Source organism: Leptospira ainlahdjerensis (assembly GCF_016919175.1).
Taxonomy (GTDB): domain Bacteria; phylum Spirochaetota; class Leptospiria; order Leptospirales; family Leptospiraceae; genus Leptospira; species Leptospira ainlahdjerensis.
The window spans coordinates 1-21,368 of sequence record NZ_JAFFPU010000018.1 but is presented as its reverse complement, the minus strand read 5'-3'; the positions used below and the strand labels follow the sequence as shown (position 1 = coordinate 21,368).

Annotated in this window: 17 protein-coding genes; 8 read left to right on the top strand and 9 right to left on the bottom strand. The window is 41.8% G+C overall.

All coding sequences use genetic code 11. The features are described 5' to 3' along the window. Positions 1-116 precede the first annotated feature (116 nt). On the bottom strand, positions 117-1,244 hold the full coding sequence (locus JWG45_RS04595) for an MBL fold metallo-hydrolase (RefSeq protein WP_205278611.1): 1,128 nt from the start codon (positions 1,242-1,244) through the stop codon (positions 117-119). Between the two features lie 19 nt (positions 1,245-1,263). Continuing rightward, positions 1,264-2,097, bottom strand: a complete 834-nt coding sequence (locus tag JWG45_RS04590; RefSeq protein ID WP_205278610.1) for an SDR family oxidoreductase — start codon at positions 2,095-2,097, stop codon at positions 1,264-1,266. 200 nt (positions 2,098-2,297) lie between these two features. On the opposite strand from JWG45_RS04590, the gene JWG45_RS04585 reads away from it, so the two are divergent. The 3 genes from JWG45_RS04585 to JWG45_RS04575 all read left to right on the top strand — a co-directional run bounded on the left by JWG45_RS04585 (position 2,298) and on the right by JWG45_RS04575 (position 5,994). After that, on the top strand, positions 2,298-2,948 hold the full coding sequence (locus tag JWG45_RS04585) for a TetR family transcriptional regulator (protein ID WP_205278609.1): 651 nt from the start codon (positions 2,298-2,300) through the stop codon (positions 2,946-2,948). 300 nt (positions 2,949-3,248) lie between these two features. Further along, positions 3,249-4,100 carry a metal-dependent hydrolase gene (locus JWG45_RS04580; protein WP_205278608.1) on the top strand — a complete coding sequence of 284 codons (852 nt, stop codon included), beginning with the start codon at positions 3,249-3,251 and terminating at the stop codon, positions 4,098-4,100. Positions 4,101-4,716: 616 nt separating this feature from the next. Further along, a complete protein-coding gene (locus JWG45_RS04575; protein WP_205278607.1) occupies positions 4,717-5,994 on the top strand; it encodes a response regulator in 1,278 nt (425 codons plus the stop codon). 40 nt (positions 5,995-6,034) lie between these two features. Here the strand turns inward: JWG45_RS04575 and JWG45_RS04570 are convergent, their stop codons facing one another. Both JWG45_RS04570 and bcp read right to left on the bottom strand, forming a co-directional pair. After that, the gene (locus JWG45_RS04570) at positions 6,035-7,522 is read right to left on the bottom strand and encodes a leucyl aminopeptidase (RefSeq protein WP_205278606.1); all 1,488 of its coding nucleotides are present in this window, start codon (positions 7,520-7,522) and stop codon (positions 6,035-6,037) included. Next, complete coding sequence (gene bcp, locus JWG45_RS04565) at positions 7,519-7,998, bottom strand: thioredoxin-dependent thiol peroxidase (RefSeq protein ID WP_205278605.1); 480 nt, start codon at positions 7,996-7,998, stop codon at positions 7,519-7,521. The genes JWG45_RS04570 and bcp overlap by 4 nt, the downstream gene beginning before the upstream one ends. Positions 7,999-8,670: 672 nt before the next feature. Here bcp and JWG45_RS04560 point away from each other — a divergent pair. Continuing rightward, positions 8,671-9,069 carry a hypothetical protein gene (locus JWG45_RS04560; protein WP_205278604.1) on the top strand — a complete coding sequence of 133 codons (399 nt, stop codon included), beginning with the start codon at positions 8,671-8,673 and terminating at the stop codon, positions 9,067-9,069. Positions 9,070-9,086: 17 nt separating this feature from the next. On the opposite strand, the gene JWG45_RS04555 is transcribed toward JWG45_RS04560, so the two are convergent. After that, positions 9,087-9,947, bottom strand: coding sequence for a LysR family transcriptional regulator (locus JWG45_RS04555; protein ID WP_205278603.1), 861 nt, complete (start codon positions 9,945-9,947; stop codon positions 9,087-9,089). A gap of 168 nt (positions 9,948-10,115) precedes the next feature. On the opposite strand from JWG45_RS04555, the gene JWG45_RS04550 reads away from it, so the two are divergent. From JWG45_RS04550 to JWG45_RS04540, 3 genes are all read left to right on the top strand, one after another. Then, complete coding sequence (locus JWG45_RS04550) at positions 10,116-10,781, top strand: cysteine hydrolase family protein (RefSeq protein WP_205278602.1); 666 nt, start codon at positions 10,116-10,118, stop codon at positions 10,779-10,781. A 591-nt stretch (positions 10,782-11,372) separates the two neighbouring features. Continuing rightward, positions 11,373-12,026, top strand: coding sequence for a response regulator (locus tag JWG45_RS04545; RefSeq protein ID WP_205278601.1), 654 nt, complete (start codon positions 11,373-11,375; stop codon positions 12,024-12,026). A 189-nt stretch (positions 12,027-12,215) separates the two neighbouring features. Continuing rightward, positions 12,216-12,851, top strand: a complete 636-nt coding sequence (locus JWG45_RS04540; protein ID WP_205278600.1) for a hypothetical protein — start codon at positions 12,216-12,218, stop codon at positions 12,849-12,851. A gap of 62 nt (positions 12,852-12,913) precedes the next feature. Here JWG45_RS04540 and JWG45_RS04535 read toward each other — a convergent pair whose 3' ends face one another. Next, a complete protein-coding gene (locus tag JWG45_RS04535; RefSeq protein WP_205278599.1) occupies positions 12,914-15,253 on the bottom strand; it encodes a sensor histidine kinase in 2,340 nt (779 codons plus the stop codon). Positions 15,254-15,406: 153 nt separating this feature from the next. Between JWG45_RS04535 and JWG45_RS04530 the strand changes: the two genes are divergently transcribed. Continuing rightward, on the top strand, positions 15,407-16,711 hold the full coding sequence (locus JWG45_RS04530; protein ID WP_205278598.1) for a glycosyl hydrolase family 18 protein: 1,305 nt from the start codon (positions 15,407-15,409) through the stop codon (positions 16,709-16,711). A gap of 345 nt (positions 16,712-17,056) precedes the next feature. Here the strand turns inward: JWG45_RS04530 and JWG45_RS04525 are convergent, their stop codons facing one another. The 3 genes from JWG45_RS04525 to JWG45_RS04515 form a co-directional block, all read right to left on the bottom strand. After that, on the bottom strand, positions 17,057-18,226 hold the full coding sequence (locus tag JWG45_RS04525; RefSeq protein WP_205278639.1) for an acyl-CoA dehydrogenase family protein: 1,170 nt from the start codon (positions 18,224-18,226) through the stop codon (positions 17,057-17,059). Between the two features lie 425 nt (positions 18,227-18,651). Then, entirely contained in the window at positions 18,652-19,041 is a 390-nt protein-coding gene (locus tag JWG45_RS04520) for a hypothetical protein (RefSeq protein WP_205278597.1), read from the bottom strand. 6 nt (positions 19,042-19,047) lie between these two features. Next, on the bottom strand, positions 19,048-20,454 hold the full coding sequence (locus tag JWG45_RS04515; RefSeq protein ID WP_232380525.1) for an APC family permease: 1,407 nt from the start codon (positions 20,452-20,454) through the stop codon (positions 19,048-19,050). Positions 20,455-21,368: the final 914 nt, after the last annotated feature.

Genomic DNA, 21,368 nt, shown 5'->3' with positions numbered 1-21,368 from the left:
TGAGTTCCTACTTTTGAAAAAGATCCGAGAATGTGTGAGTTCCTACTTTTGAAAAAGATCCGAAAATGTGGTGCCCCCGGAGCATCGAACCCAGAAACTTTCGGAACTAAGAAATTTTATCTTACCCTTTCCCACCAGGGATCCGAAGAAAAGGACGTTCTTCCGTCCACAATTTCTCCGGGTTTCGGGGTGACGAGGTCGACCTTTAGGAATCGGGCGGCTTCCAGAGTCCTCCGGATCGGTTCCTCCCAATCGTGAATCGCCAAATTAAAAGTTCCCCAATGAACCGGAAGCATCCTTTTTGAGTTCAGATCCATATTTGCCTGCACTGCCTTTTCCGGATTCATATGAATCCCTTCCCAAGTGATGTCGTAAGCTCCGATCTTGATCGAACTGAGATCAAATGGACCGAGTCGTTTTCCAATTTCTAAAAAATGAGAAGAATATCCGGTGTCGCCGCTGTGAAAAAAACGATTCTTAGGACCGATGACACTCCAAGAAGACCAGAGAGTGGACTTACCGTTTAAGATTCCTCTTCCAGAATAGTGAACGGCGGGCGTGCAGACGATTTCAACTTCGCCGATTTTATCTTTCTCCCACCAATCCAATTCTACGATTTGATTTTCCGGAATCCCCCAACGTTCCAAATGAGCCCCGACTCCCAAGGGAACAAAATACTTCGTCCCTTTCGAAGAGAGAAACTTTGCGGTATTCATATCCAGATGATCGTAGTGATCGTGAGAAATGACGACCGCATCGATCTTGGGAAGTTCCTCCAGAACGATCGGAGGAGGGAAGAATCGTTCCGGACCAATGCTCGAAAATGGAGAAACTTTTTCTGAAAAAACCGGATCCGTAAAAATTCGAATTCCGTCGATCTCGATTAAAACGGACGCGTGCCCAAACCAAATCGCTCTGAGTCCGGTCTTCGGAATCTCCGAGAAACTTTTCGGATTCGGATGAACTACCGGAATCGGAGAAGGAGGAGTTCTTTGTTCACTTCCGAAGAGTTGTCTCCAGATCATACTGGAATAAGAGCCCGAGACGATCATCGGAACGAAGGGCTCGTTTTCAAACTTACCTTCCTTATACATCTTGGAAGTTTTTATTCTCTCCATTCTTTTTCCTTCGGGGTTTCCTCCGAAAGAACTCAGACAGGCGGTCTGCAAAAGAACCAGAGACGCGAATCCTAAAAGAAGAATCAAAGAAACGAAAGATATTTTTTGAATTCGATTTCCGGACATAAGAACTCCTAAGATTCGATTAAGCTACTTTCCGCGTGGATCTCAACAAAGCAGTTTTCATAATTCCGAATAAAACTCCATCGGAAAGAAATTTACGCAATCCTAAAAGGAATTTCGCGTCCATTCCCACCACGTAACGAAGACGTCTGGAAGAATCGTTTGCGGCTTTGTAGATCACCTTTGCGACCGCTTCCGAAGAACTCGTCATCATAGCTTTTTCCATATTTCCGAAAACCGTTTCCGCAAACGGTTTGTATTCTGCGGGAGCTTTTTCCGTTGTCGAATCCGAAGAACGACCGATAAAATCCGTCGCGATCGCCCCCGGTTCTATGAGTTTGACCCGGATTCCAAAAGGGATCAATTCGTATTGAAGGGATTCCGTAAAACCTTCCAGAGCCCATTTAGTAGAATGATAGAGGCTGTAAAGAGGGAAGGTGATTCTTCCTCCCATCGACGCTACGTTGATAATGTTTCCCTTTTTATTCTTTCGAAAATGAGGGAGAATGTTTCGAACCACATCCATCGCTCCGAAAACGTTCGTATCAAACTGTCTCTGGATTTGTTCTTTGCTTGCGCCTTCAAAAGGGCCCACGAGTCCGTAACCCGCGTTATTTACAAGGACGTCGATTTCGCCGAAGTGTTTGATTCCTTCCTGAATCGTTTTTTGAATCGTTTCCGGTTTTGTTACATCCAGAGGAAGACAAATGAGATTCGGAAGGTTTTGGAGATCCATTTCCTTTTCGGGATTTCTCATCGTAGCGATAACGTTCCAACCTTTGGTTTGAAAGTGTTTTGCCGCGGCCTTTCCGATTCCAGAAGAGCTTCCTGTGATCAATACGGTTTTTCTTTTCATTCTTAACTTATCCTTTTTGATGACTTGTGGTCATTTTTAAATGACTTTGAGTCATAATTTAGTGACTTGAAGTCATTGTCAATTAAGAATAGGTAGCCTTTGAAGAAGAAAAGGAGATTGTTTTTGTGGGGGCGTATTGATTGTTGGAATAAGAAGAAGCGGAAGAATCAAAACATTCTTCTTTTGTCAAAAGAAAACTTATGAAAATCCGAGCAGTAAAAGACGACGACAAAAAAGTCAAAAAAGAACTTTTGATCCGGGCTGCGATTTCGTTATTTAACAAATCCTCTTTCGAAAAGATTTCCATGGACCAGATTGCGAAAAGGGCGGGAGTCGCCAAGGGAACCTTGTATCTCTATTTCAAAACCAAGGAAGAACTTTTTCTGGAAATTCATAGACTGGATTACGAGATCTGGTTCGAAGCTTTTCAAAGGTTTCTCCGTTCCAAAAAACCGGGTATGAGCGCCGCCGTTCTTTCTTCTTGGATCACCGAATCCTTGAGGGAAAATCAGAGGGTGGTTCGTTTGATGGCGATCGGTTCGGCGCTTTTGGAAAAGAACGTCGCCTTTGAAAGCGCTCTTCAATTGAAGGCCTCGGTTCGAAAACACGTCCTTGAGATTGTTCCTGAACTCTGCCGGGTTTTGAAATGGAAAAGACAGGAAGAGGCTCTGACGTTTCTCACGCATCTTCATGCTTTGATCGTCGGCCTCTGGCATCACGCAGAACCGGCTCCGATCGTTGCGAAGGTTTTGAATTCTTCCCCGGACTTTGCGGTTTTTCAGATCGATTTTTTTCAAATTTTAGAATCCGGTATTTCCGCGTTGGTCTTAGGTTCGCAGAAGAATTCTTAAAAGTGTGAGTTCCTACTTTTGAAAAGATCCGAAAACGTGTGAGTTCCTACTTTTTGAAAAGATCCGAAAACGTGTGAGTTCCTACTTTTTGAAAGAAAAGTCGTATTTTCCTGGAAAATCAAAAGTCGACCAACAAAAGCGAAGAGGGTGGAGTTCCGTCCAAAATCACGATAAGAATCCCAATTTTCTCAACTGATTTCGAAATCGACCGGAGCTTTTTCAAGATCGGCGCGTCCTTCGTCTTAGAATGCTTTATGGTGATCGCTACAAATGAAGAAGCATGTAGGAAGGAATGAAAAAATGATCACAGAAACAAAACTGAAAAAAAGGAATCTAAAACCGATCGATGCAAATCAGCCCACAGTCCGGAAGATGGACTTTGAAAACATGGGAGATCTACCGGATCATTATTTCGCGGGAAACTCTTTTATCACTCATATCATCAATTCCTATCACATTCTTTTTCCGGAAGGGGAGCGATTTTTTATAAAAAGCGTCAAAGCGTTTTCAGATCAGGTAAACGATCCACAATTGCAGACTTCCATCAAGGCCTTTATCGGACAAGAAGTGCAACATGGAAAGGAGCACGAAAAAGTATTGGAAGTCCTTTCGAAACAAGGAAAACCAATCGGTCGATTTGTTCGTTTTTTTGAGTGGAGTGCGTTTCGGGTGATGCTTCCTTTTTTTGAATTCTTCTTTGGAAAAAAATTAAAACTTTCGGTGACTGCGGGAATGGAACATTACACGGCGACGATGGGGGAGATCACTCTTCATCATGGGTTTCACGAACACGCCTATGGAGAGATGAGGGAGCTTCTTCTCTGGCACGCTTGCGAGGAGATCGAACATAAATCGGTTGCCTATGACGTTCTTCAAACGGTCTCGAAAAGTTATCTTTTAAGAATTTTCGGATTCTTTGTGGCGACTTGGATATTTTGGGGATACGTGGCTTTCTTTCAGCATTGGTTTATCATCACGGATCCGAAAATAGGATTTAAAAAATACTTCCGGGATCTCAACGCTTCTCTTCCTTTCGGAAGAATTTTAGGAATAGAAACGGCGAAGGCATTCTTCCTCTATTTAAAACCCGGTTTTCATCCCGCGCAGACGGGTGGATATGAACTCGCAAACAGGGCCCTCGCGAGTATATAAGAATTATCCAATACATCTTTTTTATCAAAGGTGTATTGGAACTTTAAAAGAACGCTCTATTCATAATTTTGAATTATTTTAGAATGAAAATTTTTATTTTTGAGACGTTGTTCACTCCGAATTCGAAACTTTGAATCCGTTTTGTTCATTCCGTTTTGGGAAGAATTTAGAAATCATTTAGAAAAACTCCTTTCCAAATCCTACAGATTTGGTTCGTTCTAAAAAGAAAAGACAACCGATAGAATTCTTATCGTACGCGAAAAATGTAAAGTTTCCCGAAAAACGTTTCTCTAATGGGAGAATTCTTACGCTCTTTGTCAAAATTCTTCTCGGAAGGAGGTTTTTTCTTTGCGATTTTCTCTTTCTCAACGTTCTCACGTTTTCTTCAATTTCTTTGCAAATGCTTTCGATTCCTTCTTGATTCTATTCTAAAAAAGAACCACCGAAAACGATGAAGTTCATTCCTCATAAATGACGAATTGTTCTAAATAAAAGGATATTTCCTTTTTTTTCGTTGGCTTCTAACTAATTCGATTCGTCTTAATTAACAAGTTGTGTCGGAAATTTCCTACATTCCTAAAATGGAATCACTTTATATTTTCTAAGGAGTTCGAGTTTGAATAAAGAGGCAACGGTAGATTTTTATCCCCGGGTTATGATTCTCGAAGACGACGATCTCCTTCGAGATACGATGATTCACATGTCCAAAAAAATCGGCTTAGAATACTGCGAAGCCAAGGACGGAAAACAAGCTCTTGCAAAAGTGGAAGAGTTTAAACCGGACGTTTTTTTTGTGGATTTGGAAATGCCTGTGATGGACGGAAAAGAATTTATTTCTAAGATGAAGGAGAAATCTCCCGATTCTTTATTTGTCGTTATGACCGCACATTCGGAACCCCATACGATCATAGAAACTATGAACTTGGGCGTCTTTGATTACATCCTTAAGCCGATCAACGCCGGACATTATAAAAATCTGCTCATGGAAGTCTCCGATGAACTAAAAAGGAGAAGAGTGATTCAACTTTTCGAGGAAGAGTCGACGAATCGTTTGAAAGAACAATTGGGATGGGTTTCTTACAAACGTTCGAGAGTCGCCGATCTGGATTCTATGATCGAACTTTCTAGAACTACTTTGAACAATATCAAATACGCCCTCCTGAGCGGAGGTGGAATCGGAACTCTCATCAGTTTGGTAAAGATGATTCGCACTTCGGCCGAAAAAGTAGATTCTAATTATGTAATATCTTCAGAGCTTATCGATATGTTGACTGAAAACAGCGACTTTATCGAAAAGAACATCAATCGACTCGAGGAAAGTCTGACTCTCTTGCATAGGGAAGTCGCTCCTCATCTTAAAAGGGTTACTGTTTCCCAACTGATAGAAAAACTCACGGAAGAATTTCAAAAATTCTCTTGGAATGAAAAAGAATACCTGGAAAAGAAGGGACTCAACTTTCGAATGCCGAAGATAAATCACCATCACTATCAAGATTCGGCGATGGTTGATCTGGATTCTTTTCTTTTGATTTTTTACGAACTTTTGGTGAACGCTTTGAAGTATTCCGATAAGGGAGGCGAAGTGGACGTTTATTTTTCTTCCAAGTCGGGTTTGTTCAATCTTTACGTAAAAAACAATTTCGATTCTAAATACTTATCGGGAATCTCCGCCGATCAGGAAGATCTTGTCAAACAACCGTTTTATCGTTTGGCAAAATTCTTGGATGAAAGCGTGAAGACGGAAGGGGTTTTTTCAGGTTTGGGTTTGACTCTTGTGGACATCGTAGCGCGAAAACACGGAGGAAGTTTCGGTATTAAGAACGTTACGGATCATACAATTTCGAACAAACCGGAAACGGTTGTTCTTGCCGCAATCACGTTGCCCATTTGTTGAGGAGATTCGGGAAACGCTGAGATTTCCCGAATCGTTTTGTCTATTTTTTCTTTCCTATCTTTTCGGCTAGGTCGACGAGCAATCGGACTCCGAAGCCAGTCGGCCCATTTCCGATCTGAGTCCCCGAACCTTTTTTTCTCCAAGCGGCTCCTGCAATGTCGATATGAGCCCAAGCAATACCGGACTCCACAAATCTCTCTAAAAATTTTGCGGCAGATAAAGAACCTCCGGCTCTTCCTGCGACGTTTCGAATGTCTGCGATGTCGCTTTTGAGTTCTTCGGCGTATTCTTCCCAGAGAGGCATTTCCCAGATTCTTTCGTCCGAGGTTTGAGAGGCTTCTTTGAGAAGTGCAGTAAGCGGTTCCGAATTACTCATGACCCCTGCGGCTTCGTGTCCGAGAGAAATGATGATCGCCCCGGTTAGGGTCGCTAAATCCAACATGTAGTCCGGTTTGAATTTTTTTCCAACGTAGGAAAGAACGTCTCCCAAAACCAAACGGCCTTCCGCGTCCGTGTTTTGGACTTCCACGGTGATTCCGTTGTAGGCCGTATAAACGTCTCCCGGTTTTAGAGCGGCCGCGTCCGGCATGTTCTCGGCGACTCCGATTGCGGCGATGACTGGAACGCCTAATCCAAGTTCTGCGATCGCTCCGATTGCATGAATGGCGGCTGCTGCTCCGCACATATCGTATTTCATTTCATGCATGTCTTGCGCGGGTTTTATGCTGATCCCGCCGGAATCGAATGTGAGGCCTTTGCCAATGATCGCGAGTTTTTTCTTAGTGGTCGGTTTTGCAGGAGTATATTCCAAAATGATCATCTTCGCTTTTTTATCCGAGCCTTCGCAAACCGCGAGAATGCCTCCCATCTTTTCTTTTTTGAGTTGAGGTTCGTCAAAGATCGTGATCTTAAGCCCATTGTCTTTTGCGATCTCCCTGGAACGAGAGACAAATTCCTCCGGAGTAAAATGATTCGCAGGAAGGTGAGCGATATGACGGGTTCCGTTGATATAACGACTGACTACTTTTCCTCGTTTCAGCCCTTTTTCGGCATCTTTCGCTTTTGCCGCGTCTTGGAGGATAAAGGAAACGTTTCCGGTCTTTTTTGAATTCTCACGAAATTCCTTCGAAAGAACGTTAATAGCAAAAGCACCCTGTTCCAGAGAATTTACGATTTGATAGACGAGGTTGTCCGCCGGAAGCGCGGTTGTAAGAATTTTCGGGAGATGAATTTCCAGTCCGACCCCGTCCCATTTTTTGAGTTTTTCTCCGAAAGAAAAGAAAAGTTGTGCGACACTTCTTGTTTTTACTTTGGAAGAATCTCCGAGTCCTAGGTAGAGAATTTTTTCGGCTTCATCGGAGAATGTTTGTCCATAATCACCCGTAAAAATTCCTGAAGCCGTCTGGAGGGAAAACTTCGTTTTTAGGTTCTCGGGAAAATGATCCTTAAAGAGGACCTGTAATTTATAGAAAGATTTGGAAGGATTTTTTCCGATCGAGATTTGGATTTTATTCTTATCCAGTTTCATTTTTTCTCCAGAGCTTTGATATCGGAGAGGATTTCATCTACGTGTCCTTTTACGCTGACCTTCGGATAAATTTTTAGGATTTTTCCGTCGGCCCCTATGAGGAAAGTGGTACGAACGATTCCCATCGATTCCCTTCCCATAAATTTTTTAAGATGCCAGACATCAAAGGCTTCGCAGATCTTTCCATCCTCGTCCGAGATCAGGGTGAAGTTTAGCTCCTGCTTTTCAATGAATTTCTGATGTGATTTTACGGTATCTTTCGAAACTCCGACTACGTTAAATCCTGTCTTTTGGATTCTCAAAAAATTATCTCGAAAATCGCAGGCTTCCGTAGTACAACCGGGCGTCTGATCCTTGGGATAAAAATAGAAAACCGTTCCTTTCGGTCCCGTTAAATCGGGAAGTTTTACTTTTTCGCCTTTTTCGTTGAACCCCGTAAAATTAGGGGCTTTGGAACCTACTTTGAGTTTAGTCATGGAATGCCTCTTTGGATAAGATTTAAAAATTCTTTTTCTTTTAGATGTCAGTCTTTTTCGGGAGTTCAAAAAAAAGAATGCATTTCTGAAACAAAAAGTGGACGGAACTTCGACCCGGGTCTTGGTTTTCCCGTTTGCTCTTCTCTTTGGGGACGAATCTAATGTTGCTTCTTTTGAAAGTGTTAAGGTCTTTTCATTTGATAGAATGAGGAGTTTTGAGCGAGATCATTGAGTTTCTCCAAAGAAGGGTTGAAAGAAAAAAAGAAAGGATCAATCAGGGAGAGGCTTTTCTCAATTGGGCAGCGTGTTTATGCGCTCTTCGACAAACCGCGACTGAGAAGCTTCATGCTTCCAGCGCTGTGTGCGTGTTTATGCGCCCTTCGTCAAACCGCGACTGAGAAGCTTCGTGCTACCACCGCTGCGTGCGTGTTTATGCGCTCTTCGACAAACCGCGACTGAGAGCTTCGTGCTTCCAGCGCTGTGTGCGTGTTTATGCGCCCTTCGTCAAACCGCGACTGAGAAGCTTCGTGCTACCACCGAATGCGTGAGTACGTTTCAAAAAAACTCTTTAGAGTAAAATATCAATCCGGGAAGGGGTGCCGGGTCTTCGTTCTATTTAAAATTTCTTGTTTTTCACTTGCGAAAAATAAAAAATTACCCGATTCTTTGAATATGGATTCCAGAGAAAGGGCTGAGACAATTCGAGAAGGAAACCGAGCTTTTAACGAAGGTGACATTCGGAAAGCGAGAGATCTTTTTATAAAAGCTGAATACAAAGACGGTCTTATTCGCCTCGGCGATCATTTCATGTACGAAAAGAAAATGCCCCTTCTTGCGTACGGATATTATAAAAAAGCCGGTTATCAAAAACGAATCGACGAGATTTTTCAAAGAATGATGTGGGCGCTGAGCCAGTGGATCGGAGCCGACAAATTTAAAACGACACCGGTCGATCCCCTGCAAGCCGAAGATTCTTCTTCCAGCTTTCCCGATCCGTCTGAATTTCAAATTCATCCAATCCTACGTCAGACGGCTCTTGATATCTTAAAGAAAAAAGGGATTTCGGTTTAACACAAACCTCGCGCTTTTCATTTCTCAAACATTTTCACAAATTCGTTTAACGAATTTCCCGGCTTTCTCTCTCTATTTCGAATAAAAACGGTTCGGATTCTTCTTAACTTAGAAGCTAAAGGAAGAATGGTTAAAAATCTCTTTTGTTTTTTTTCGTTGAGATAAGACTCCGGCAAAAGTGAAATCCCCATTCCCGAAATTACACAAGAAAGAATCGTATCTAAGGATTCGAACTCCATCCTCTTCCCGGGCGGAAGAGATTGTTCTTGAATCCATTGATCCAGTCTGTTCCGAAAAACACATCCTGCCTTGAACGTAAGAATCGATAATTGTTTCCAAGAGGAAAGAATCTCGTTTTTTTTCACGGAACTCGGCGCGATAAGAACGAGATTTTCCGCAAAGGCGGGTATCTCTATAAACTGAGAATTGGAAAATCCTTCGTAGACAAAGGCTCCGTCCAATTTTTTTTCTAAGACGGCTCTTGCCAACTCATCCGAGTTTCCCTGTTTTAAAGAAAGCCGCACTTTGGGAAATTTATTATGATACCTGGAAAGAATCGCGGGAAGTCTTACCGCAGCGGTCGTTTGTCCGGAGCCGATCTCCAACGGTCCCTCTGGAAGTCCCTTTTCGAAAATCGCTCTTTCCGCTTCTTCCGTAAGGTCTAAAATTCTTTCACAATAATCGTTGAGAATTTTTCCTTTTGCCGTCAAGGAGACTCCGTTCTTGGATCTTTGAAAAAGAATTGTTTTGAGTTCTCTTTCTAAAACTTGAATTCTCGCAGTGACATTGGACTGAACAAAATGCAAATTTTCTGCGGCGCGAGTAAAACTACCCTCCCTCACGACTTCTCTAAAAATTTTTAAGGATGGAATATCCATTTTTTAATCTCCTAAAACGGTCATTTTAATCGAGGATGAATTCTAATATTTTTATCAATCATAAATAGTGATTTTAAATATCTAAAAATATCATTTATGGTAATTGAAATATCGGTGTATAATCTGAACGTCCTCCAAAGTTTGTCTAAGAATTTTTAAGAGGGTTTTATGAAAAAATACAAAAAGAATTTCTTTATCATCTTTGTTCTTTGCGTTTTGAACTGTTCCATGCAGCTGAAAGGAGGAACGCAGATTCCTTCGTCTTCGGGGACGACTGCGCTTCTTATCTTGGATGTTCAAAACGATTTTTTCCCGGGCGGAAAATTTGAATTAGAAGGAGCGACCCAAGCTGCTTTAAAAGGGGGAAGCATACTCGAATATTTTCGGGAGAAAAGATACCCGGTTTTTCACATTCAACACATTTCCACTAGGAAAGGAGCTACCTTCTTTTTTCCGGGAACTCCGGGAGTCGAATTTCATTCCAGTCACACGCCCGTCGCCGGTGAAACTCAAATCGTTAAAAATTCGGTCAATCCGTTTCATAACACGGATCTTCTCAAAGAATTACATTCAAAAAATGTAACACGCCTTGTCGTTTTTGGAATGATGACTCACATGGTGGTTGATTCTACGGTTCGCGCCGCTTATGATCTTGGATTCAAAGACATCGTGGTGATTTCGGACGCCTCTGCGACCAGATCTTTAAAATTTGAATCGAATTCGATTCCGGCGCAGCAAGTGCACGAAGCTTTTTTATCCGCGCTCGGATATCTCTTTGCAAAGATAGTAACGGCTTCCGAATTTTTAAAAGAAGAATTGAATAAAAATCCTTAGGGGTTACCATTTCGAAAAAAAAAATTCCCTTTCATCGACAGGTTCCTATTCTTTTTAATTTAAGAACGGCCGAAAGATCGCCTCCGTTTCCAGAGGGAGAAAATGTATTCCCTCTGGAAACAATGTTAAAGAAATTCAAATCTATTTTTATAAGAAGAATCTGATCTACGATTCTTTCCTTCGAACCGCTATTCTCTCCGTATCATGGTTCTCCTTTTTGCGATCAGGATCAAAATCGAAGAATGGAATTGCCGGGCTTCGAACCATATATGATGATTCTCTTTTGTTTGTGCTTTTATAGAAAAGGATACTCCTCTTCTACAATTTCGGTATTGTTTGAGTTTTGACAAATGAAAGATAAGATTTCTAAAAAATCCGCACCCGAACGGCGATAGAATCTCAATGGTTGAGAATGGGAGTCGCAAAATGTTAAATTTTTTACAAGACGATCGATTTTAAAAGTTTATCAATCGGAAAAAACGATCCTTTTCACTCTTGAAAGCGGACGCCGAAATTTTAAGCAAGTAACCTAACAAAGATTTTGTTAGAAATTATTTTACATAGAAAATACTCCACATTACATTTGTTAGAATGACGCCGACGAAAAAATATTCAGTCTTTCTTGTGGACGATCATCCTGTAGTTCGTTCCGGATTGCAGTCGGAGATCGAATCCGATCCCGATTTGACGTTCGCAGGATCGGCAAGTTCTCTGAAAGAAGGGATTCGTAAGATGGGCTTTTTTAGAACCGATCTTTTGTTAAGCGACGTTTCTCTACAAGATGAAAACGGAATTCAAGAAATCGAAAGTATCAAATCGAAATTTCCAGAACTTAAGATAGTTTTTTTGACGATGCACCGGGACTGGGCATATCTTCAAAAGGCTTTTGCCCTGGGCGCCGACGGATATCTTCTAAAGAGCGAATCGACACCGTCGATCCTCAACGCCTTAAAAACAGTTCTTGCAGGAGGTAAGGTTTTTCCCGAGGAAGTCAAAAATTTCAGACCTGAATCGGAAGTTAAGGAGGAACTTGGCAGTATTGTTAAGCGACTTACCAAACGCGAAAGGGAAATCTTGAATTTATTGGCGGATGGAAAGTTAAATCGTGAGATAGCGGATCAATTAGAATTAAGTGTTCGAACGGTGGAAACACATAGGGCTTCCATATTTAAAAAACTTGAAACGGAGAATATCATAGAACTGGGAAGGATCCTCATCCAATTAAAGTCTTCAGGTTTGTTTTAATCGCCTAATTCTCGATATGACCCTCTTTATCGGCATTACATTTTATTAATTTATTTTTTAGTTTTAGCAATAACTACGGATAAAATCTTTTTTTCTAAGTAGTTTCCGAAGTTTCGGAAATTCATCTCAAGTGTTATCGTTGAAATCGGAATCTTCATTCGATTCTCAAACGTATTCGGAGTCACAAAGATGAAAAAAATTCTTATAAGTATGAGTTTGGCGCTTTTTCTACTTTTTATAAGCGATTGTAAAAAAGAGGAGTCGGACGATACCGCGCTCTTGACGGGTTTAATCGCTCTCGCGGGTGGAAATTGTTTTAGCCTTCCTCAACAGGTAATCGTAAAGGACGGGAACGGCGCGCAAACTACGACTTACAATTGTGCTGTCGTGGGTAAAGTTTACACCTGTGTCCCGGTCGGCGGAGGAAACACGGTGGTTAGGACTTATTCTTCGGCCGTTGCGGCTAAACTCGGAGTCGTGGACCCGCCTCCGTTTTCAAATCAACACGTTCAGAGAGGTCTGCTAAGCAGAGTCGAAGGTGCGACGACGAACACATTTACTTACAACAGTTCGCATCAGCTAACATCGGTTACAGCCCCGACCGTCACCTATTCGAATTACGACGCAAACGGATTTCCTAAATCGAATTCCAGCGGTCAGAATTTGGTTTATACGTTTTCAGCGGGAAGTTCAATTCCGGCAACTTCCGCAGACGGAGCGAATACCTATACTTACGATTCAAAAGGTTGGGCGACGAAGGTTGACTTCGGTTTTGGAAATCCAACAACCGCTGAAAATATCGGAACCGTTACTATCTGCGACTAATTCATAAATTTGTAATGAATTTTCCTTATCTTTTTGCGGATTGATAAGCGAAGCGGGTTTTATCAGCAAGGGAGTAGGAGAGTAAACCTACTCCCTTTTCCGGGGGACGAATCCAATAAAACTTCGCCACCGTGAGCGATGGCGATTTTTCTAACGATGGAAAGTCCAAGGCCGGTTCCCTGAGGTTTTTTCGTTTCTATCATCGAGCCATAAAACGCCCTTTTGAGATCTTCGCTCAATCCGGGACCGTCGTCCTTAAAAACGATATACAACATTTCGGATTCTCTTTCGATTTTCACCGAAAAATTTCCTTTTTCACCGATGGCGTCTGCCGCGTTTTTTGCTATGTTTAGAACCAACCTCCGAATACGAAGGGGATCCAGTTTTACTTTTCCGCTTGTAAGAATTTCGAAAGTCAGAACGATCCCTGTGCCTCCGAAAAAAAGTTCGAGATCTTCTTTGACACCGTGGAAATATTCTTCGATGTCTATCGTTTTTAAATCTAATATGATTCTTTTTTTAGAAAATTCTAATATATCAAGAGATAAATTGGCGAGAGCCTCCGTTTCTTTCTTGGCCTGAGCGATACTAATATGCGGAGCTTCATTTGTATTTCGATCCATATTTCTAAGAATTTTCTGAATCAGCATCACGTGATGACCTATATCATGTGCGATCTCGGCGGAAAGTTCGCCGATCACCGCCAATTTGTCGCGGTCCTGTCGTAATAAGTTTTGAATCGAAAGAGCCAAAGCGTAGGCGATTCCTTGAACCCAATCCATTTCCGAATCTAAATTGAGAAATCCCTGAGTCGGAAGATCTAAAATTACAAAGTTCGTCCGATTGCTTTGTACGGGAAGCAGAAGCCTGTCGTTTAACAACGAAGGAAAGGATAAGGAGGATAAATTCACTTCCGCAGTATCGTGTGAGAGAAACCCAGAGACCTCGCTCACTCGCAGATCGTTTTCCGTATCGATAGAATATTGTTTCCAGTTGGAGGAATTCTGCTCCGGAAGATAGATGAAAAGTTTCTGATTTTTTCGAACGTTTTTGGAAAGAATTTCGAGAGCAGTCTTGGTCGCGGATGCGAACGATGAAGAAGACATGATTTCTCTCGTGGAAGAAACCAAGGTTTTCATCTGGTGTGAAAGATTCTCCGATTTGTTAAGCGAAGTGGAGAATCTTCTCGAAATTAGAATAGAATGCGAGGCGATCAGAAAAAGTTGACCGTAAGGAATTAGATAGACCGAATTGAAGGAGCTGTTCGTAACGACGATATCATTTATAGTACAATACATCACTCCGATATAACCTATAAAAAGAATCCATACCCCCTCGTATTTTTTTACGATTCCGTAGATGAGAAGAATCATCCAACAGGGAATAACGGTTAAAAAACAATATATCTGAGTCGGGATCAAGGTAAGGGTGTAGATTTGATTCGGAAGGAGTAGTGCCGCCGCTGATACGGCATAGAGGGGAAAACAAAGGTAGGAACCGTATTTTTCCCAAAATTGAGTCGGTGAAAAGCGATAAAGAAATGAGTATAAGACGGGAGCAGATAAATAAACCGAAATGTATTCCAGTCTGTTTAACAATTCCCAAGAGAGCTCAGGGAACATTTGATGTCCGAATCGCTCCCCGGTTGTCAGAGCTCGAATAAAAATCAGAGTACAATGAATCGCAAAAAGGAGGGGAGTCGGATCCGTTCTTCGAAAAAGATAAAATAAAAGATTGTAGACCGCCATGATCGCCGCCGAAATACAAACTGCAAACTCGATCCCGTTCTTGATCTGTTTTTCCTTGTATACTTCCTCTAATTTTCCGATTCGGATGGGATACCAATAACCTCCCCAACGATTTTGAAAATTCGAAATATGAAGCGTTAAGTCAATTGTATCCGAGTGCGGAAGGGGAGCGATTTGCGGATCGTATTTTGCCGAAGCAGTCTCTTTTGTAACGCCGAACTTTCCAGCGTGAGCGATCAGTTCTCCGTTCGCATAAAGATTGTAAGCCGTTCCTTCGTCCGGAATGGATAGCGCGAAGTTGGCGCCTCCTTTCGGAATCAAAATCCTCAACTTGTATGTGGCAAAGCCGTAACTTTCGACGGTTTCGCCGAAGAAGTCGATCCCATTCCAAACCGAAGGCGCTTTGTTGAGAAGAAATCGACTTTTTGTTTTCGAATCGGGGTGATCCTGATTTTCAGGAATTACTTGATTCCAATAAAACTTCCATTCACCGGAAAGTTCTGTGATCCGGCGCTCGTCCCAATTCCATTTTGTCAGATCTAAAATTCCGTTCTTTGCTTTTGGGGCATCATCCGTCTTGGAGATATTACAATCGGAAAGACAGGAAAAGAATAAAAGAAGAATCAAAAAATTAATGCGAATTGAAAATGGCATCTGTTTTCCCCACAAAGAAAGCCGAAATTGGAGATGAGGTCAATAGGAAAAAAACGGCCTTGGCGTTGAAAAGAATCAAAATCGATCGGAGGAAGGATTCTTTCACTTTCCCATAGGAAAGTGATCTTATTTGATGACAGAAAAAAACTTCGAATGAACTCAATAAAACGCTCTAAAACAAAACCGGTCCTTCTTATCCTACTTTCGATCGTTTTGATCTCCGCAGTCGTAGTCTGGCAAAATTGGAAAGAAATTTATTTCCATCCGAGATTGCAACTTTTGCTAAACCGGGATTCGGAAGAAGTGAAAAAAGGAGGTAAAGAATTTATAGCATCCACCTGGTCTTCCGATATCATTGCGATGACTGAAAATATTCGTATGTATGACGAGATTCATCCTTTTCTTTATACTCTGGAAGGTGGAAGGAGCAATACCGGAAATATCAAGTCCGTTTGGAATCCGAAGGCGCAGGAGTTCTATATTTGGGCCCTCAAGAAGATTTCACCAAGGACAAAAATAATTCCCACAATCTTTCGGTGGGAAAATGACTTTGAGAAAGTTTCAGATGCGATCGGGTTGAATGGGAACTCAAAAATTCGAGATTATCATATCGAACAAATTCTAAAAGAAATCGAAACTTATGATTACGACGGAATCGATATCGACTACGAAGGTATGACTTGTGAGAAAAAGGAAAGTTTTGAAACATTCTTAACCTTACTTTCCGGAGAATTAAAAAAGAAGAATAAACTTTTATCCGTCGCAATTCATCCAAAAACATCTGCGGATGAAAAATCAGAATACGTCTGTAAGGGTGTGAAAAAACCGATCCCAGTCGACTTTTATGAGGCCTATCGGGGACAGTTGACCCACGATTACGAATTTCTGGGAAAGGTGGCTGATAAAGTCAAGATCATGGCGTACGAACTCCATCCGAGAAAAAACGCTTTCCCTGGGCCTGGACCACAAGCTCCATCATGGTGGATTGAAAGAATATTAGAATATTCTACAAAACGAATTCCTAAAGAAAAGCTCTACATGGCCATTCCTACTTACGGATACGATTGGTCTTTGAATTGCGACATCCCTTCCAAAGCCGTCTTTTATTCGAGAGCTCAGTTTATCAAAAAGAATTGGAATCCTCGAGAAGAAGAACCCACGGATGTTTTGAAAATTTATAAAGAATCGAAAAAACACGGCGATTGGGTTTATTTGAGGCCGTATCTTTATCGACACGAAGGGCATGTTTATGATGATCCATCGCTTTGGTACACGTTGGGCGGTTGTGATCGGGTCGCTTTTTATATGAATCGAAGATCCTTCCAGACAAAGATGAATCTTCTTAAAAAATTTGAAATTCGGGGGTTTTCGTTTTGGCAACTCATACAAGATAACGACCCTGAGATTCATTCCTATCTCAAAGAGATGATTTCAGCCCCTGAAACGAATCCAAATTAGAATTCGAGTTTTTTTTTCGAGTTTCGCATCGTTAGAATTGCGGAGAATTTTTACGAGGACGGGATTCTGATCTGTTTCGCAGATTCTTGCCGCAATTCGTTGGAATCTTCTGAAAAAAGAATCGTAACAGCGAAAAACCTTCGGGAAACGAAAGTCCGCAAGGGGCCCATCTGGATTTTTTCGAACGGGCTCCGATTGGTTCGTTGACGTGGTAAATTCAATTTTTAGAATATTCTTAAAGTATGCTTTATGCATGTTCTCGTTCTGGTTCTCGAGGCAGGAGCTCCTTTTGAAGTTCAAAAAGAGCTGAATCAAAAAGAAGATGCAAGTCGGCAGAGCAAAATATTAGCCTTTCAGAATGCTTCCTGCAATGATCAATTTCTGGATTTCGCTCGTCCCTCCGCCGATTTCTCCTAAGCGAACGTCTCGATAGAGTCTTGCGACTTTGTATTCTTCCATAAAACCTGCGCCCCCGTGAATCTGAACGGCGAGGTTGGTGACTTCTCTTGCGGAGGTTGTCGCAAACAATTTGCAAGAAGCGCATTTTCCGGAAAGATGCATATTTCCTTTTCCCGATTTTTCTGCTTCTTCCATTTCCCAGGCGACGTTGTAAGTAAACCAACGGGACGCCTCCAACTTTGTGTAAATTTCCGCGAGGAGATTTCCTACCGACTGGTGTTGTGAGATCGTTTTTCCGAAACTTCTCCTTGTGGAAGCAAAGGATTTCGATTCTTCCAAACAAACTTCCATGAGTCCAATGGACCATGCCGCGAGTGAAAGACGCTCCATGTTGAAAGTTTGCATTGTTTGTCGAAACCCTTTTCCGAGAGTTCCTAAGATGTCTTCGGAAGACACTTCAACATCTTCAAAAAAAAGCGCACCCGTTTGGGATGCTTTTAATCCGAGCTTTTCCATTGGTTTCGATCTCTGAACTCCTTTTGCGTTGAGATCGACAAAAAAATGAGTCAGACCTTTTTCTTTTCCGTTAAGGTCTTGAACTCTTGAAAGAACCAAACAATCATCCGCGATCGGAGAATTCGTGATATAAGTCTTCTGACCGGAAAGATGATAGAGTCCTTTGGAAATTTCTTTCGCGACCGTCTTAATCGCAGAGACGTCTGAGCCGGAATCCGGTTCCGTGATACCAAGAGATCCGATCTTGGTTCCCGAATTGATCTCGGGTAAATATTTTTTCTTTTGTTCTTCCTTTCCAAAATGGTGGATTGGCAATCCGAAAAGTCCTCCGGAAGCACCCACTGAAAAGAAAGTGGAGCCGCAGGCCTTGCCCAAGGTTTGCATGGAGAGCAAAGAACGAAACGTTCCGGCGTTTTGACCTCCGTATTCTTCTTTGTGCGGTAAACCGATATAGCCGATCTGTGCAAGTTTATGAAAATGGGATCTTGGAATTTCCTTTTTTTGATCCGCTTCTTCGGCATAGGGTTCGATTTCTTTTTTACAGAAATCGGAAAATAAATTGATGAACATTTGTTCATCTTCGGAAAGTTTGAAGTCCATAAAACCTCCTTCAAGCTGATGCGAATATTCTTCTTCTTTCTTTTTTGGCAATGGATTTTAATCCTTTTGCGAAGAGAAAAATCTAAGAGTGGAATCCTCCCAAGGGTTTTTAGAGAGAAATCTTTTGGAATTGAAAATCGATTCGTAATTTCAGAGAGCTCTTTGTTCTATATGATGAAAGTGTTTGCGGGCTCAATCGGAGATAGAAAAATCCAAGCTCTTTTTTTGGAACCACAGAATAGTATATTCAAAAAATAGAGAATTCTTATGAACCAAAGATTTTGAAAAAAGAAACCTAAGTTTTTTTGGAGTCTACTTTTGTAGAAACTCAAAAGACGCCTAACGTTGAATTTAAAAGTCCGGGTTAAGGACGTCGTGAAAGCGATTCCTTCTAAATTTAGAATTTTTGGAAAGGTGTTGCGGATTTATCTTCTTGTTCGAATTTTTCTTCCGTAGAGCCAACCCGCGATGAGCAGAGGAAGGCCGACCCAAGATGCCAATGCCGCCAAGATGGTCGAATGGCTTAGGCTGATTCCGGGAACTTGGAGCGCTAATCCTGCGAGCAAGAGGATGACGTGCAACTCGGCGTATTTCGAATTCTGGACAAAGGAATAATTTCCAAGTCCGGATCCGGAAAAAAAAGCCAAGACCCCGAGAAAAATTCCGATTCTTCCCAAGGAAAGAGGAAATTCTTCCGGGATCGAAAAGAGCAAAGAAAGAACGGGAAGAATGATTCTGGATGTCAAAAGTAGAATCGAGGAGATTCCTAAATAAGAATGGAGCTTGAGCCTTTGTTTTGCTTTGAGGCGAAACAAGTTTCTTTACGGTTCCCCGCTTGCAACCGGAACGGGTTCGTTTTCGGGAAGCAGACTTGTTGCCAGGATTTCCGGAGAATCTGTATCGAGAGGAGCTGCAATTGGAAGTGAGGAATTCTTCGTCAGCTTAAAATAATAATACATCGGCACTGAAAGAAGAGTAAAACTGATTCCCCAGAACGCTTCCGTAGGTTTGTTCCATACCAAAGTTGCAATGATCACGATATTCGAAAATATATAGAGATAGGTCGTATAAGGATATCCTGGAATTCTAAACTTCAATTTATAATGTCTTTTTTCAAAAAGGATCGGCGTATATGCGGTGATCGTCGCAAGAAGAAGCGTGGAGCAAGTTATGAGATAAAGAAGACTTTCGATCTCCTTTACAAAACAGAACAAACAAGCATAGGCGCACTGAAAGGCTAAAGAGGTATAAGGGCTTTTGTGTTTCGGATGGAGTTTTGCCATGCTCGGAAAAAAGAAACCGTCTCTTGCCATCGCAAAATAAATTCTAGAGCCTCCGATGATGTAAGCGGAGATGGATCCTAAGAACGCCCAACAGATAAAAGCCGTGATAAAAATCGTAGCCTTGGGCCCGAAAAGCGCGGAAGAAGCCGTGATCCCGATTTTATCGCCCGAAAGTTCATGGATGGATCCCGAACTCAAGAAAAGAAAATTCATAAGAATGTAGAGAACGGTGACTAACGCACAGGAATAAAGAACCGCTTTGTAGATGTTCCGATCCGGGTCTTTTACTTCTTCCGCAACGTAAGTGATCATATTCCATCCAAGATAAGAATATGTCACGGGAATCACTCCTGCGAGAAGGAGTTCCATTCCGCTTAGGCTAGAAGGAAAAAAATCGAAGGATTGAAAGCGGGAAACCTCATAGTTTCCGATCGTAAATCCTAAGATGACAAAGGCGATCAGTCCTAATATTTTTACTCCGGTGAAAAGATTTTGAATTCTCGAAGCCGTTGAAATTCCGAAAAAATTAATAATGGTAAAGAGTAGGATTGCCCCCATAGCGAGCATCTGGGCCGTCCCGATGGAAATGGTAAGTCCGAAAAAAGGAATTTCGAAAAAATAGATATCCCAGGACGGATTGATGAGCGAAAAAAACGATTTAGAGAATGCTAATGCAGAAAGCGAGATCGATGCTGAAAAATTGATCGAAAGAGAAAGCCATCCGCTTGCAAAGGCAACGATCGGAGAATATGCTTCCTTGAGATAGACGTAGTCTCCTCCTGCGTAGGGAAAGAGTGAGGCGGATTTTGCGTAGGACATCGCTCCGGCCACCGCGAGAAATCCCCCTAAGATCCAAGCGAGGAGGACGAGATTCGGGTTCGGGACCGTATGAAGAATATATCCTGTCGTTATAAATATTCCGGGCCCAACCATTGAACTAAACATAAGGGATATGGAATCAAATAGATTGAGGGATCTCTTGAGTTGCATCGATTCTGACAGGATGGAGCTCTCGTTTTCGCAAACAAGGATTTTTCCTCTTGTTGGTTTTTGATTCTTCAGTGAAAGGGGGAGGGATGGTGTTCCGTCCACTTCTCTTCTACTACGCGGCCTTTCTGGTCCGAGCGCCCGAGTGGAAAAGTGATATGAACGTCAACGGGGCCTTTTTCTGGAGAGGGAAGGGCGGTCCTCCGTCCACAAAAGACCTTTTCAGTAGGATTATGTCCAATACGGAAGATTTCCTTTTCGAGTTCGCAATTTGTTTTTTGCAAATGTTCTGTTCACTCAAAAAATTAATTTCTACCTTTTGATTTTCTTTTTTTAACCAAACGCTGAATCCTGAATGAACGAGACATAATATTGAAAAAATGTTTAAGAAGAATTTTAGAAATCGGAAGAATTTTTATAAATTCTATTTGACTAGGTAGAAGTGATTTATACTTTGGTCCATACTGCTGTTTCAGAAATGAGACAGCAACAAGCGCTCAACTGACTTGCTTCTTTTTTTCGTTTGCGAGTAATTGCAGACCAGATAAGAGGATCGGGTGTGGGAAACGCGATAGATCTTTTACAACATATATACTGCGATAGAGAGGTTTTCAAGAGTAGAGGTGCTCTTGGAAACACAAAATGTAAAGATTAGTAAAGACAATTTTGATTGAGTTAATCGATCCGACAGAAGAGATTCAGGATCGATCATATCTCGAACGAATCGGTAATTTCAAAAATTTTTACAGCTACACATCATTCTACATGGTTTAAAACAATGCTTCTTCTTGAAAAAGAAGATAGCCCTTGAGACTGACTTGGAAAGTGAACAACTGCGAGGTTGTTAATTTCGTAATATGGTCAAGTAAGAA

Excerpts from the sequence above, each read along its gene's own strand:
- JWG45_RS04570 (WP_205278606.1), bottom strand. The coding sequence starts at position 7,522 with ATGAAACTGGATAAGAATAAAATCCAAATCTCGATCGGAAAAAATCCT.
- JWG45_RS04530 (WP_205278598.1), top strand. The coding sequence starts at position 15,407 with ATGAACTCAATAAAACGCTCTAAAACAAAACCGGTCCTTCTTATCCTA.
- JWG45_RS04535 (WP_205278599.1), bottom strand. The coding sequence starts at position 15,253 with ATGCCATTTTCAATTCGCATTAATTTTTTGATTCTTCTTTTATTCTTT.
- bcp (WP_205278605.1), bottom strand. The coding sequence starts at position 7,998 with ATGACTAAACTCAAAGTAGGTTCCAAAGCCCCTAATTTTACGGGGTTC.
- JWG45_RS04550 (WP_205278602.1), top strand. The coding sequence starts at position 10,116 with ATGAAAAAATACAAAAAGAATTTCTTTATCATCTTTGTTCTTTGCGTT.
- JWG45_RS04555 (WP_205278603.1), bottom strand. The coding sequence starts at position 9,947 with ATGGATATTCCATCCTTAAAAATTTTTAGAGAAGTCGTGAGGGAGGGT.
- JWG45_RS04585 (WP_205278609.1), top strand. The coding sequence starts at position 2,298 with ATGAAAATCCGAGCAGTAAAAGACGACGACAAAAAAGTCAAAAAAGAA.
- JWG45_RS04595 (WP_205278611.1), bottom strand. The coding sequence starts at position 1,244 with ATGTCCGGAAATCGAATTCAAAAAATATCTTTCGTTTCTTTGATTCTT.
- JWG45_RS04545 (WP_205278601.1), top strand. The coding sequence starts at position 11,373 with ATGACGCCGACGAAAAAATATTCAGTCTTTCTTGTGGACGATCATCCT.
- JWG45_RS04580 (WP_205278608.1), top strand. The coding sequence starts at position 3,249 with ATGATCACAGAAACAAAACTGAAAAAAAGGAATCTAAAACCGATCGAT.
- JWG45_RS04560 (WP_205278604.1), top strand. The coding sequence starts at position 8,671 with ATGGATTCCAGAGAAAGGGCTGAGACAATTCGAGAAGGAAACCGAGCT.
- JWG45_RS04515 (WP_232380525.1), bottom strand. The coding sequence starts at position 20,454 with ATGTTTAGTTCAATGGTTGGGCCCGGAATATTTATAACGACAGGATAT.
- JWG45_RS04590 (WP_205278610.1), bottom strand. The coding sequence starts at position 2,097 with ATGAAAAGAAAAACCGTATTGATCACAGGAAGCTCTTCTGGAATCGGA.
- JWG45_RS04525 (WP_205278639.1), bottom strand. The coding sequence starts at position 18,226 with ATGGACTTCAAACTTTCCGAAGATGAACAAATGTTCATCAATTTATTT.
- JWG45_RS04540 (WP_205278600.1), top strand. The coding sequence starts at position 12,216 with ATGAAAAAAATTCTTATAAGTATGAGTTTGGCGCTTTTTCTACTTTTT.